The organism is Synechococcus sp. C9 (genome assembly GCF_022984075.1).
GTDB lineage: Bacteria > Cyanobacteriota > Cyanobacteriia > Gloeomargaritales > Gloeomargaritaceae > Gloeomargarita.
In genome coordinates this window covers 538265-551188 of the sequence record NZ_JALAAD010000001.1, presented here as the reverse complement: position 1 = coordinate 551188, position 12924 = coordinate 538265, and the positions used below count along the sequence as shown (strand labels likewise).

15 protein-coding genes and 1 pseudogene are annotated in these 12924 nt (G+C 53.8%); 7 read left to right on the top strand and 9 right to left on the bottom strand.

Annotation, left to right across the window (positions count from 1 at the left end):
- The first annotated feature begins 4 nt into the window (after positions 1 to 4).
- Positions 5 to 808, top strand: a complete 804-nt coding sequence (locus tag MLD66_RS02725; protein ID WP_247215407.1) for a hypothetical protein — start codon at positions 5 to 7, stop codon at positions 806 to 808.
- Between the two features lie 3 nt (positions 809 to 811).
- Here the strand turns inward: MLD66_RS02725 and MLD66_RS02720 are convergent, their stop codons facing one another.
- Together MLD66_RS02720 and ndhI are read right to left on the bottom strand one after the other, a co-directional pair.
- Positions 812 to 1414 (bottom strand): NADH-quinone oxidoreductase subunit J, encoded by a 603-nt coding sequence (locus tag MLD66_RS02720; protein WP_339396878.1) that lies wholly within the window; start codon positions 1412 to 1414, stop codon positions 812 to 814.
- A 38-nt stretch (positions 1415 to 1452) separates the two neighbouring features.
- The gene (gene ndhI / locus MLD66_RS02715; RefSeq protein WP_247215406.1) at positions 1453 to 2037 is read right to left on the bottom strand and encodes an NAD(P)H-quinone oxidoreductase subunit I; all 585 of its coding nucleotides are present in this window, start codon (positions 2035 to 2037) and stop codon (positions 1453 to 1455) included.
- A 149-nt stretch (positions 2038 to 2186) separates the two neighbouring features.
- Here ndhI and MLD66_RS02710 point away from each other — a divergent pair, with 149 nt between their 5' ends.
- Complete coding sequence (locus tag MLD66_RS02710) at positions 2187 to 2846, top strand: HEAT repeat domain-containing protein (RefSeq protein WP_247215405.1); 660 nt, start codon at positions 2187 to 2189, stop codon at positions 2844 to 2846.
- A gap of 589 nt (positions 2847 to 3435) precedes the next feature.
- On the opposite strand, the gene gcvH is transcribed toward MLD66_RS02710, so the two are convergent.
- Both gcvH and gcvT read right to left on the bottom strand, forming a co-directional pair.
- Positions 3436 to 3822 (bottom strand): glycine cleavage system protein GcvH, encoded by a 387-nt coding sequence (gcvH, locus tag MLD66_RS02705; RefSeq protein ID WP_247215404.1) that lies wholly within the window; start codon positions 3820 to 3822, stop codon positions 3436 to 3438.
- A 4-nt stretch (positions 3823 to 3826) separates the two neighbouring features.
- Positions 3827 to 4888: a glycine cleavage system aminomethyltransferase GcvT gene (gene gcvT, locus MLD66_RS02700; protein WP_247215403.1), complete on the bottom strand. Its 1062-nt coding sequence runs from the start codon at positions 4886 to 4888 to the stop codon at positions 3827 to 3829.
- Positions 4889 to 4977: 89 nt separating this feature from the next.
- On the opposite strand from gcvT, the gene grxD reads away from it, so the two are divergent.
- On the top strand, positions 4978 to 5301 hold the full coding sequence (grxD, locus tag MLD66_RS02695) for a Grx4 family monothiol glutaredoxin (protein ID WP_247215402.1): 324 nt from the start codon (positions 4978 to 4980) through the stop codon (positions 5299 to 5301).
- Between the two features lie 19 nt (positions 5302 to 5320).
- Here grxD and psbV2 read toward each other — a convergent pair whose 3' ends face one another.
- From psbV2 to accD, 3 genes are read right to left on the bottom strand one after another with little or no spacing between them, the layout of a single operon-like run.
- The gene (gene psbV2 / locus MLD66_RS02690; protein WP_247215401.1) at positions 5321 to 5815 is read right to left on the bottom strand and encodes a photosystem II cytochrome PsbV2; all 495 of its coding nucleotides are present in this window, start codon (positions 5813 to 5815) and stop codon (positions 5321 to 5323) included.
- A complete protein-coding gene (gene psbV / locus MLD66_RS02685) occupies positions 5788 to 6273 on the bottom strand; it encodes a photosystem II cytochrome c-550 (RefSeq protein WP_247215400.1) in 486 nt (161 codons plus the stop codon). The genes psbV2 and psbV overlap by 28 nt, the downstream gene beginning before the upstream one ends.
- Positions 6274 to 6310: 37 nt before the next feature.
- Positions 6311 to 7219, bottom strand: a complete 909-nt coding sequence (gene accD, locus MLD66_RS02680; RefSeq protein WP_247215399.1) for an acetyl-CoA carboxylase, carboxyltransferase subunit beta — start codon at positions 7217 to 7219, stop codon at positions 6311 to 6313.
- 260 nt (positions 7220 to 7479) lie between these two features.
- Here accD and MLD66_RS02675 point away from each other — a divergent pair, with 260 nt between their 5' ends.
- Positions 7480 to 8088, top strand: coding sequence for a superoxide dismutase (locus tag MLD66_RS02675; RefSeq protein WP_348644348.1), 609 nt, complete (start codon positions 7480 to 7482; stop codon positions 8086 to 8088).
- A 164-nt stretch (positions 8089 to 8252) separates the two neighbouring features.
- Positions 8253 to 9209 (top strand): RNA polymerase sigma factor, RpoD/SigA family, encoded by a 957-nt coding sequence (locus MLD66_RS02670; protein ID WP_247218927.1) that lies wholly within the window; start codon positions 8253 to 8255, stop codon positions 9207 to 9209.
- 13 nt (positions 9210 to 9222) lie between these two features.
- On the opposite strand, the gene MLD66_RS02665 is transcribed toward MLD66_RS02670, so the two are convergent.
- On the bottom strand, positions 9223 to 10374 hold the full coding sequence (locus MLD66_RS02665; RefSeq protein WP_247215397.1) for an NAD-dependent epimerase/dehydratase family protein: 1152 nt from the start codon (positions 10372 to 10374) through the stop codon (positions 9223 to 9225).
- 152 nt (positions 10375 to 10526) lie between these two features.
- On the opposite strand from MLD66_RS02665, the gene MLD66_RS02660 reads away from it, so the two are divergent.
- Positions 10527 to 11120, top strand: coding sequence for a tetratricopeptide repeat protein (locus tag MLD66_RS02660; RefSeq protein WP_247215396.1), 594 nt, complete (start codon positions 10527 to 10529; stop codon positions 11118 to 11120).
- A 19-nt stretch (positions 11121 to 11139) separates the two neighbouring features.
- Here the strand turns inward: MLD66_RS02660 and MLD66_RS02655 are convergent, their stop codons facing one another.
- Complete coding sequence (locus MLD66_RS02655) at positions 11140 to 11550, bottom strand: hypothetical protein (RefSeq protein ID WP_247215395.1); 411 nt, start codon at positions 11548 to 11550, stop codon at positions 11140 to 11142.
- Between the two features lie 342 nt (positions 11551 to 11892).
- Here MLD66_RS02655 and MLD66_RS02650 point away from each other — a divergent pair.
- Positions 11893 to 12739 (top strand): annotated as a pseudogene (locus MLD66_RS02650) (IS630 family transposase).
- The last annotated feature ends 185 nt before the right edge of the window (positions 12740 to 12924 follow it).

Below are 12924 nucleotides of genomic sequence, written 5' to 3'. Positions count from 1 at the left end.
CACCATGAAGGGTGCAAGGGCTAACCGAGTCCGGTTGGCGTACATCAGTGGGCTAGTTGCTACTGCGCTAGCCGCAACAGCTTTGGCAAACTTTATTTTACCTGCGGTGGCGGCTCCCCGTCAGCCTGCCTTGCCAGTCCCAGCCTGGGTACCGGAAGACCCGTTGGCCAGTGCCTATCCCATGCCTTGGCGGTGGGTATGGGGTCTGCAAACCCAAGCGCAACGCACCCGGCGGACGGTGCGGGGCACCACCCAAAGCCCTACCCTGATTTCTCCCGATGGGCGGTACAGCGTCTTCAGTCGGGTGCAGATTTTGGCGCATCGGGATTATACCCGCACTCAGGTGAGCAGTACGTTGCACATTCGTCGCCCGGGGGGAGTTTTACCCATCGTCCTGCGCCCCTTGGGACAACCCCGGGTCATCCAACCGGGGCAAATTTGGGTGCTGGTGCCCGTGTCCTGGTCGGCGGATAGCCGTCAATTACTGGTGCGGCAGGTGGCGGGCTGGTTTGGGTCTTCGGAAATTTCCGACAGTGCCTTGGTCTGGCAGAGTGATGGCACGGGGGTGCGGGCGGTGACCCCCCAGGCGGTGGCCCATACCCATTCCCTATTGTTAGGCTGGAGCCGGGAAACTCCGACCAGCATTTTATTTGAAACCCGCATCCTCGGTCTGGAGCGACCTTCACTTTGGCAGGTGAATTTGGATGGCCTGACCTTGGCGGTGCCGGGGGAGGATCAACCCGTGACCTACGGGGAACCCCAGGGGGAAACCTGGACGATGGTGGAATACCGGCTGTTGCGGCGTTAGTCCCTATTCCTCATTGCGACCGGCCAGGGTGGGCACTTCGGGGCGGGGACGTTCAGGCAGGCTCAAGGATGGCCCCTGGGGAAATTCCGGTTCGGGCACCAATTCCCGGCGGGCAATCACCACCGCCCCAATCAACGCCATCAGCAACAGCACCGAAGCCAATTCAAAGGGCAACAAGAACCCGCTGAAAAAATGCTGGCCGATCCGGACGATGGAACTGGCCGGGTGGGCACCCAAGTTTACCGCCCAAGGGGTCGTCAGGATCATGGTTCCCAGGAGTGCCAGCAGGCCAAAACAAACAAAAGTGGTCAACAAATTCCGCAAACCAGTGCGGGGCAGGGGGACAAACACCTCCCGTTTATTGACCAACATGATGGCAAACAAAATCAGGACATTCACCGCTCCCACATAGATCAAAATCTGAGCGGCGGCCACAAAATCCGCATTCAGCAAAACATACAACCCGGAGAGGCTGATAAATACCCCACCCAACAGGAAGGCCGAATAGACGATGTTGTTGAGCAAAACCACCCCCAGGGCGGCGGACAACATCATCACACTCAAAACGGCAAAACTGACAATTTGTACCCCATCTGCCAAGGTCACGGACTTCCCTCCCAAATTATCTGCCCGTATTGTACGCCCTAGGGTTCCATCTGTTCGAGGATTTCCTCAGGACGCAGACCCGCCCGACGCTCGGTGGGGGGCACCTCATGACCTTCCATCACCCCCTTGGGCAAGTAGGCTAGACCCCGGATCGGTTGCACCATCGGGTCTTGGGTCACATTCACCGGCAAACGACCCAGGGCGTGGTTGTCGTAATTGAGTTCGTGCCGGTCGTAGGTAGAAAGTTCGTATTCCTCGGTCATGGACAGGCAATTGGTGGGGCAATATTCCACGCAATTTCCACAGAAGATACAGACCCCAAAATCAATACTGTAGTGTTTGAGTTCTTTTTTCTTCAATTCTTTGTTGTATTCCCAATCCACCACCGGCAGGTTGATGGGGCAAACCCGCACACACACTTCGCAGGCAATACATTTGTCAAATTCAAAGTGAATCCGCCCCCGAAACCGCTCCGAGGGGATTAACTTCTCGTAGGGATATTGCACGGTCACCGGTCGCCGGTGCATGTGGTCAAACGTAACCGATAAGCCCTGACCAATGTAACGTGCCGCCTGTACCGCATCCCGTCCGTATTCCGCCACTTTGGTGAGAAATTTGAACATGATGGCTCTCTCTCGATGGGGTATTGCTAATCCCTATGATGAACGCCCCTGCCCGTTTCGGCAAGGGATACCCCCTAGCAAATTTTCTTTGACTTGGGTTATGATATGCTTATATTAAGAAATGTTACATTCTTGGAGTCATACCGCTTATGGTGAACCTAGCGCAGTTGTCCGAGCAATTGGAGAGTCCGCAACTGAAGGACCGGTTGTTGGCGTTGGTGGCGTTGCGGGAGGTGGCTCCAGCGGAGGCGTTTCCCCTGTTGAAAAAAGCCCTGGGGGATGAGAGTTTGCAAATCCGTTCGATGGCGGTCTTCGGGCTGGGGGTAAAACCTACGCCGGAGTGTTTCCCCCTGCTGGTGAACTTATTGGAGGGCGACCCGGATTATGGGATTCGGGCGGATGCCGCCGGAGCATTGGGCTATTTACAGGATGAGCGGGCGGTGGAACCCTTGATCCATGCGCTGTACGAGGATACGGAATGGCTGGTGCGGTTTAGTGCCGCCGTTTCCCTGGGGAATTTGGGGGATGTCCGTGCCTACGATGTACTGATTCAGGCGTTGGATGCCCCGGAACCGGTGATTCAGCAGGCGGTGATTGCCGCTTTGGGGGAAATTGGGGCGGTGGCGGCGGTGGAGCGGTTGTTAACTTTTGTGCAGTCGGAGGACTGGCTGGTGCGCCAGCGATTGGCGGAGGCGTTGGGAAATTTACCCAGCCCCAAAACCCGGGCGGCTCTGCACTATCTCGCCAAGGATTACTATCCCCAAGTGCGGACAGCGGCGAATTACAGCCTATCTCGGTTGGCGGATTAGGGGTGGCTGGTTTTTAACTCCCAAATCGTTAATTTCATGCTCACAGAGCCGAACTTTTCCAGGGTATCGGCTCATTTTTTAATGGGCACTTCTTGACACTCCCCGACCTAAAGGTGCGGGGATTCTTGGTTCAACGAGATGACTTGCTGAAAACAATTCTCATTGCTCAAAGTAGCGGTCAAACTCTCCCCTTCCGCAGGTGGCGCAAGCCATAGCGTTCCCTCTTGCGTTCACAAAGTGTTGCGAAGCGATGGCGGTTCCCTTATGCCCTAAGGTACCGTTGAACCAACCAAAAACCTTGGTTGTTTTTTTAGCCGTTAGGCTATCGGGTTTTTAGAGAGGTTGATTACCCTCGCCTCTGCGTTTAGTATAGCAAAAGCCGCCTTCCTAGGCGTAGCCGTGCCGGAGGCATTAGGCGGGGTTTTAGACCCACGTTTTTTGATAAAAAGAGAGTTTCACTTTACTAATGTTGGCATGAGGCATAATTTTAGCAAACCTCTCTCCCTGAAAGGATTTTGGGCGTTGATCACCATACGACATCATTATTTACTTGAAACTCTCAAAGAAAAGACTGTATAAGCGTGGGCAATCACCCACCCAAATGGGCTTGATAATCCGCCGCCGTCAGCAATTTCTCCGTTTCCTCCGGGTGAGTCAAGCGAATTTTCAATAGCCAACCGTTGCCATAGGGGTCACTGGCAATCCTTTCCGGGGCATCCAGCAATTCCTCATGTACCGCCGTCACCACCCCCGACACCGGCGCATACAAATCCGAAACCGCCTTCACCGACTCAATCGTGCCAAAGCGTTCCCCCCGGCTGACCGTCTGCCCCACCGCAGGCAATTCCAAATAGGTAATATCTCCCAATTCCTCGACCGCAAAGGCTGTAATCCCCACCACCGCCACGTCATCAGTTAGGGCAACGTACTCATGTGTCGCAGTATAATGTAATTCAACAGGGTAGGTGAGTGCCATAGATTCATCCCGTCCGGGTGTAAAACGTTCTTTTTACTACTGTAACCGGCAATTCCTGCTCCCGTACCTGCACGGTCAAGGGGGTGTCCAGTGCCGTCCAGGGGGTATCCACATAGGCAAAACCAATGGGTCGCCCCACACTCAAGGATAGGGTGCCACTGGTGATGCGTCCCACCGTCTGCCCCTGCGCCCGCACCGGATAGCCCTGCCGAAAAATCCGCCGCCCCGTCCCAATCAGCCCCACCAATTTCTGCGCCACCCCTTGACTCTTTTGGGCGATTAACCCCGCCCGCCCCAAAAAATCCCCCTTGTCCCAGTCCACCAGCCACCCCAACCCCGCTTCCAGGGGTGTACTGCTCTCATCCATATCTTGCCCGTATAAATGCAGTCCCGCTTCCAAGCGCAACATATCCCGGGCGACCAACCCGCAGGGCGTGGCTCCCTGGGCAATCAATTCCCGCCAGAGGGCTTGTCCTACCGTCGGTTCCGCCTGAATTTCCCAGCCATCTTCCCCCGTGTAGCCCGTGCGTGCCACCCAGATGTGTCCAAATTTTGTACTTATTATTGTATGCCCAAACCGAGGAATGGTCTGGAGTGCGGTCGGGGTTAAGGTTTGTAAAATCCCGGTGGCATGGGGGCCTTGCACGGCTATTAACGCCTGGGCTGTTGGTTGGAGCACCGCCCTTGGTACATGTTGGTGCAACCACTTCAGGTTTTTCTCCGTACAAGCCGCATTCACAATTAGTTTGATTTGCCCTTCCCCCTGGGCGTAAATGATCAGATCATCGAGAATTCCCCCCAGAGTGTTGAGCAAAACCGTATATTGCGCCTGACCGGGTTTTAACTGGGTAATGGCGGTGGGAACTAAAGGGTTGACATCTTCTAAAATATGGGGGCTTTGCAGTTCAATTTGACCCATGTGGGAAATGTCGAATAATCCCGCTCTCTGGCGCACCGCCTGATGTTCTGGCGTTAATCCGGCAAATTGGGCAGGGAGCATCCACCCGGCAAATTCGGTCAGTTTCGCCTGATTTTGATAGCACTCCCACAGGGGGGAATAACGCATGGAATCCTCCGAGCGGCTGTCTTTTGATTGTACCCCACCAAACCCTTGGTATAATAGCTCAATGAATCCCATAGATTAGGATACACGCTATGCTCCCGGAAACCCAAGCCCGCATTGAAGCCCTGGTGAAAGGTAACAAAATTATGGTGTTTATGAAGGGGACAAAACTCATGCCCCAGTGTGGTTTTTCTAATAATGTGGTGCAAATTCTCAATGCGGTTGGAGCGGTTTACGAAACCTTTGACGTGCTCAGTGACGAGGAAATCCGGCAGGGGATCAAGGAATACAGCAATTGGCCGACCATTCCCCAGGTCTATATCAACGGGGAATTTATCGGGGGTTCAGACATCATGATCGAAATGTACCAATCCGGGGAATTGCAAGAAAAAGTGGCGGTCGCCATGGCCTCCTAACGATTGCTCATGTAATCCCTCAAAAATCCTTGCTACCCCAACCGGGAGCCACCCGTGCCGCTTGCAAAATAAAGGCGGCTAATTGTGCTAATTCCTCATCCGTCGCCGTTTGGGGGGACAATTCCCGACAAGTGTAGCTGTCCTCCGTCCCATCGTAATTTTTGGGTAGGCGGGTGAACTGCACCAGGGCACGGATATTGTCCCGGGGTGGGGATGCGCCTCGCAAATCCGCCAAGGACAGGGAGACCCGGGGGTTGGGCAGGGTCGCTCCCCCCACATGGCAGTTAATACAATTGCTTTCAAACAATTGCTTGCCCGCACTCAGGTCGAGGGCAGTGAAGGATTGCATGGTTCCCTGGGCATCCGCCGGGAGGTCCACCGGCTGGGTCACCTTGAGATAGCGGCTCACATAGGGGTCAACCCGGGCGGCGAAAGCGGGCGGCATGAACCACGTCCACACCACCCACCCCAGCAGGAGCGCACCGATTAATAATGAATTTTGCCGCCGCCCCACTGTACCCCCCGCACTTTTGGTTGGATCAAAATATGCCCCGCAATCGCATACAGGTCATCCTCCGTCAAATCCCGCATTTTCGGGTAAATGTCGGCACTGGACAGGCTGGGATGAATTTCCGCAATCGAGGTTAGCCCGTCGTAACTGGTGGGGTTTTTCATGTAGTCCACCAGGGCTTCAATGTTGTTCCGGGGGGGGGTCGCCAAGGCTAAGGATTCCGGGTCTAGCCCCACCACTGGGTTGGTTTTGGTAATGCCCCCCGCATGGCAGGTACCGCATTTGGCGTTGAATAACCGTTTGCCCCGCTGGGCTTCTTGTAAGGTCAACGTAGCGACATCCCCCTTATCATTCAGGGGAACGGTACGGGTTGCCGCATCCAATTCCACCGCCCAAGCAGGAGCGATCCAGCCCAGGCACAGACAGACACTCAGGAAAAGCCAAAGGCACGTTCTGACCATAATTCTCCTCAATAAGCCCAACACACAGCAGCATCTTTTAGCTTAACAGGAATCCGGGGGTCACATAGCGATGTCCTACCGGGGGGCTGGTGGGCGTGTGCAGGCGCAGGAGTTGGGCGAGGGTATGTTTGAGTTGGGTGCGGGGGACGATCATATCCACAAACCCATGCTGGAGTAGGTATTCCGCCGTTTGGAAATTGTCGGGTAATTTTTCCCGCAGGGTCTGCTCGATCACCCGCCGACCGGCAAAACCAATCAATGCCTTGGGTTCGGCGAGAATCAAATCCCCCAGCATGGCAAAACTGGCGGTCACGCCCCCGGTGGTGGGATGGGTGAGAATGCTAATGTACAGCAAATTCGCCTGGCGGTGTCGTCCCAAAGCGGCGGCAGTTTTCGCCATCTGCATCAAACTCAGCATCCCCTCCTGCATCCGGGCCCCCCCCGAAGCGCAGACCAGGATCACCGGCAGACGGGCTTGGGTGGCTTCCTCCACCAGGCGGGTAATTTTTTCCCCCACCACCGACCCCATACTGCCGCCCATGAAATTAAAATCCATCACCCCCAGGGCCACCGGATGGGTGTCAATTTTGCCAAAACCCGTTTGAATCGCATCGTTTAAGCCGGTTTTATGTTGCATTTCCCGCAGGCGCTCGCTGTAGGGTTTGCGGTCCACAAAATGCAAGGGGTCGCAGGCGGTGAGATGTTCATTCCGGGGTTGCCAGGTATCCGCATCCAGCAATTGCTTGAGCCGTTCATGGCTTTTGACCGGGTGATGGTAGCCGCATTCCGGGCAGACCTTGTTATTCAAATGTAAATCTTTGGTATAGGTCAAAGCCCCACAGGCAAGGCACTTGGTCCAGAGACCATCGGCAATTTCCCGTTGTTGTTGCTCCTGGCTCAAGGGGGCGGCCTTGGGACGGTTGGCGAACCAATCAAACAAACTCATGGGGGATGCCCTCTCAGGGTCATTTTGCAGTGTAGCAGGGTTAGGGAAATGGTTCGCCGCTCAGGGGGCAATTCCCACCGTGAAGACCCAACCCGCCCCGTATTTCTACCTAACCGTAACCATCTGTAACACGCAGGTTATCCTATGTACTGAGTCGTGCTTCGTCATGCCCCGCAGGGATTATTCACACTCGTTACGAGTACGACCGGGGCAGGGATGCGCTACAGTAAAGGCGAACCATTCCATCTGAGGAATCTTGGATTATGTCTTACGAATTGCCCGAATTGCCCTACGCCCCGGATGCCCTAGCCCCGTACCTGACGGCGGAAATTTTCACCTACCACTACGGCAAACACCACGCCGCCTACGTGACCAACTACAACAACCTGGTCAAGGATACGGAGTACGCCGACCTGCCCCTGGAAGAGGTGATCAAAAAAACCTACGGCGACCCCAGCAAAGTGGGGATTTTCAACAACGGTGCCCAGGCGTGGAACCATACCTTTTACTGGAATTGTATGAAACCCGGCGGCGGGGGTGCCCCCACGGGAGCCTTGGCGGAGAAAATTAACGCTGACTTCGGGAGCTTTGACCAATTCAAGACCGCCTTCAAACAGGCGGGGGTGACCCAATTTGGCAGTGGTTGGGCGTGGCTGGTGCTGGACAACGGCACCCTCAAGGTGACCAAAACCCTCAACGCCGACAACCCCTTCTGCTTCAACCAAATTCCCTTGCTGACGATGGATGTGTGGGAACACGCCTACTACCTGGTGTACCAAAACCGCCGCCCCGACTACGCCCAGGACTTTATTGACCATCTGATTAACTGGGATTTTGTGAGCGCCCAGTACGCCGCCGCCACCGCCTAAAGGCAGATTTAAGCTCTCAACTTCCACCGGCAGGGTACCCCCCTGCTTTTTTTTATCCCAATTGGGGGCAGAATTTCCTGGGCAAGACTTTGACAACATTGCTGTTGTTAAAGTAGGCTAAGAAAGAGTTAAGCAACCTTGCAATTGTTTTAGTCATGGCTCCTATGGCGACTCTTGACCCTTCCCTTGACCCGGTGCGGGTGTATTTGCGTGACATTGGCCGGATTCCGTTGTTGAGCCATGAAGAGGAGGTGGCCTTGGGGCGACAGGTGCAGACCTTGGCGCAGTTGCAGGCTCAGCGTACCCAGCGGGAGCAGGAATTGGGTCGTCCCATTACCCAGGCGGAGTGGGCGCAGGTGGTGGGGTGTTCCCTGGCGGAATTGGAGCAGCACTGTAAAGCGGGGGAGCGAGCCAAGCGCAAGATGATCGAGGCCAACCTGCGTTTGGTGGTGTCGGTGGCGAAAAAATATGTGAAGCGCAATGTGGATTTACTTGACCTGATCCAAGAGGGGACGATTGGGATGCAGCGGGGGGTGGAAAAATTTGACCCCAGCAAGGGCTATCGTTTCAGCACCTATGCCTATTGGTGGATTCGCCAGGCGATCACCCGGGCGATTGCCGAAAAAAGCCGCACCATCCGTCTGCCGATTCATATCACCGAAAAAATGAACAAATTTAAGCGCATCCAACGGGAATTGGCGCAAAAATTGGGACGGGCGGCTAGCATCCCGGAATTGGCGGAAGCCCTAGACCTGACCCCCAACCAGGTGCGGGAATACCTGGAGCGGCTACGCCAGCCCCTGTCCTTGGACGTGAAGGTGGGGGATAACCTGGACACGGAGTTGGGGGATTTACTCGAAGACCAGGGCCCCAGTCCTGAGGATTATGCCGCCCAAAATTCCCTCATGGCGGATATTGACAGTGTGCTGAATGACCTCACCCCCCAACAGCGGCAGGTGATCCGCCTGCGTTACGGACTGAATGGGGAAGCCCCCCTCACCCTGTCCCGGATTGGGGAAGTGATGAATATCAGCCGGGAACGGGTACGCCAAATTGAGCGGGAAGCCCTCACCCGCTTAAAACGCCGCCGGGCGGATATGCGCCATTACATCAGCGGCTAGGGGTGGGGAGCCGTTAACGCTTCCAGGTCACCTTGGGCAAAATTTGGGTGTGGTCCACCCTCTGCTTGTAGCGGATGGCAAAATTCAGCAGGGAATCCAGCAGGGAATCCGACAGGTAATGGGGTTGCAAGCCCAAATCCAACAGCTTGGTATTTTTGGCGTTGAAATAATGTTCTTCTTTTTCGATGCGGGGATTGTCCAAGTGATTCACCGTCACCTTCAGACCCATCGCCGCCCCCGCCTGTTGCACCTTATGGGCTAACTCCGCCACGCTGAACTGTTCCGTGAACTGGTTAAACACCCGAAATTCCCCGGATTGCGCCGGATGGTTCACCGCCAACTCGATACAGCGCACCGTATCCCGGATGTCCAAAAAGCCCCGGGTCTGCCCCCCCTTGCCGTACACCGTCAGGGGATGTCCAATCGCCGCCTGAATACAAAAGCGATTTAAGGCGGTGCCAAACACCCCGTCGTAATCCAGGCGGTTGATCAACGCCTCGTCCATGCCGCATTCTTCCGTCAGCACCCCGTACACCACCCCTTGGTTCAAATCCGTCGCCCGCAGCCCCCAAATCCGACAGGCAAAGTGGATGTTGTGGGAATCATGCACCTTGCTCAGGTGGTACATGGAGCCGGGTTGTTTGGGATAGGGCAGGGTATCCGTGCGCCCATTGTGTTCAATCGTGATATAGCCTTCTTCGATGTCAATATTGGGGGTGCCGTACTCGCCCATCGTCCCCAACTTCACCAGATGACACTCCGGGAATTCCTCCTTCATGGCGTAGAGGATATTCAGCGTCCCCACCACATTATTCACCTGGGTCAAGACGGCGTGTTCCCGGTCAATCATGGAAAAGGGTGCCGAGCGTTGTTCCCCAAAATGGACAATCGCTTCCGGTTGAAATTGGCGCAGGGCAGTGATCAAAAACTGATAGTCGGTAATATCCCCCAGGAACAAATCAATGGTTCGCCCGGTGAGTTCCTGCCAGCGGCGCAGTCGTTCCTGAATCGGGGTAATCGGGGTGAGGGTATCCACCTGCAACTGCATATCCCAATACCGGCGCACCAAGCTATCCATAATCCCGACCCGGTGCCCACGATTTGCCAGGTGCAGTGCCGTTGCCCAGCCGCAGTAACCATCCCCACCAATCACCAGAACGTTCATAAATCTCTGCCCATGTTTTGCGATATTCGTTTAATGTACCAGTTTTGGGGGGCGCGCTCACCCAGGTTTGGGTGGGAATTACAATAAAATAAAAAATAATGGGTTAATCAATTAGGTTGATTCATGTCCTGCCTGCCCCAGGGAGAAGTGAGATGAGCCGACGCTCTCGGTGGGTTAGTTTTGGGTTAGGCGGGTTGCTCGGTGTGGTTTTTGGCTTGTCTCCCCATCCCAACCTAGCGCAATCCCCCAAATTGACCCCCGCCCTACAAACCTATTTCGACCACCTAGAACTAGGGCAAGAATCCCTGACCCTGCGGGACTACCCGGCCGCCATTGCCGCCTTTACCCAGGCGATCAAAGTCCAGCCCCAGCGGTTTGAAGCCTACTACCAGCGCGCCCAGGCCTACAGTTTCCTGCAAAACGACACGGCGGCTCTCAGCGATGTGGCTCAAGCGATCCAACTGAATCCGAACTACGCCCCAGCCTACACCCTGCGGGGGTCCTTGCACTTCCGGCGGCGGCAACTGGAACCAGCGCTGGCGGACTTAAACCAATCCCTCACCTTGGACAGTCAACAACCCGCCGCCTACGGACTCCGGGGGACGATCAAGCGGGAAATGCGGGACATTCCTGGAGCGATTCAGGATTTCCAACAGGGGATGGCCATCGCCCAAACCCGCAAGCAATTTTCCCTCTACAAGGCTCTGCAACGGGAACTGGAACGCACCCAGCCCATGCCCCGCTGAAGCAGGTCGGTTATGCCGATTAGGACTCTTCCTGCAAACGCACCTGGAGTTCTGCCAAACGCACCCGACTGTCCACCACCCCATGCGGTAACGGTAAACCCAAATGCGGCCACAGGCTTAAATCACTGCAAGGACAAGGACTGGTCATCATGCCAAGCACTTTAACCGGGATGGGCATGGTACAACGGCTACAGGCGACAATTTCCCAATCATCCCCACACAATTGTCCCAAACTCACCTCCGTACCGGCCAAATAATAGCGATGCAGTCCCCGCTGTTCCATTTCCCGCCAGCGGGAGAGAAATTCCGGGCTGTAGTCATCCCCTTGACTAATCCGCTCTGGTCGCCAAGTGGTTTGACCATCCACAATCCCTTTCCCCACCTGCAACCAACAGGCGAGATATTGACGGACGGCATCCGGGCTGGCCATAGGTGCGTCTAAATTACGGCATAAATCCAGCCTAACGAATCTGGGCAACCAACGCTCTGAATGTAAGCAAAACTTAAGGACATAGCTTGAACATCCACCCGATTGACAAGCATTAACCAACAGATAATATAGTCATTTCACAAGAAAGTGCAACACTTTTTAGGTATTTGCAATTGCTCTATCCCCTTCTAAGACAGGGTTTGTAGGTAAAGGCGAATGTTGCAAACTTATTTGAAATTACTATAATAATCCTAAATACAGTCATTTTTAATAAAAATGCAACATTTTATGAGAAGAGGGTGTAAGATAGAAGAGAAGTAGGAATTAAGGAGAAGAATCAGGATGTGTTACAGTCTGGATTTACGGAAAAAGGTGATAAGTTTCATTGAGAACGGGAATAGTATCACGAAAGCGGCGCGAATCTTCGGCATCAACCGAGCAACCGTGTACCGGTGGCTAGACAGACCCAATCTGGAGCGCACGAGAGTAGTGAGAAGGAAGAGGAAAATCGATATTGCCAGACTGAATCAAGATGTGGAGAAATACCCCGATAAGACTCTTCAGCAAAGAGCACAAGAGTTTGGGGTAGTGCCAAGCTCAATATATTATCAATTGAAGCGGCTAAATATCACGAGAAAAAAAACAGTTTCGCTATCGAGAAAGAAATCATTCCGATAGAATATTACACTACCGGACATTGAGAGAATTAATCAAGAAGTATGGGATAGAAAGTCTGCTATTTATTGATGAGACGGGCTTTGAGAGGTTCGTCAGTCTGATTTATGGTTGGGCTAAACGGGGAAAAAAGATTTATGGAGAGCGTCAGGGACGGCGGTATAAACGAGAGAATCTCGTAGCGGGTCGGCGCAAACATAGCAAGGATTTAATTGCTCCCATGCTATTTGACGGCAGTTTAGATGCGGTGACTTTTGAGCGATGGTTAGAGGTGCATTTATTACCAGCATTGACGAGACTATCGGTGTTAATTTTGGACAACGCACCGATTCATCGTAAGAAACGCATTCGAGAATTAGTGGAAGCGGCGGGGCATATCGTATTATTTTTGCCAACTTATTCCCCAGACCTCAATGACATTGAGCATGACTTTAGCGCATTAAAAAAATTGAGGATGTACGCTCCCCCTGGCACCACCATTGATGAAGTCGTTCGTAATTATTGCACAAGTTAGTGTTGCATTCTAAATCGAAACGACTATAAAGCTAATGCTCCAGGGGCAGTGCCCTTAATAATCTTTACTTAATAATATAGTCATTTCATAAGAAAGTGCAACACTTTTTAGGTATTTGCAATTGTTTTATCCCCTTCTAAGACAGGGGTTGTAGGTAAGGGCGAATGTTGCAAACTTATTTGAAA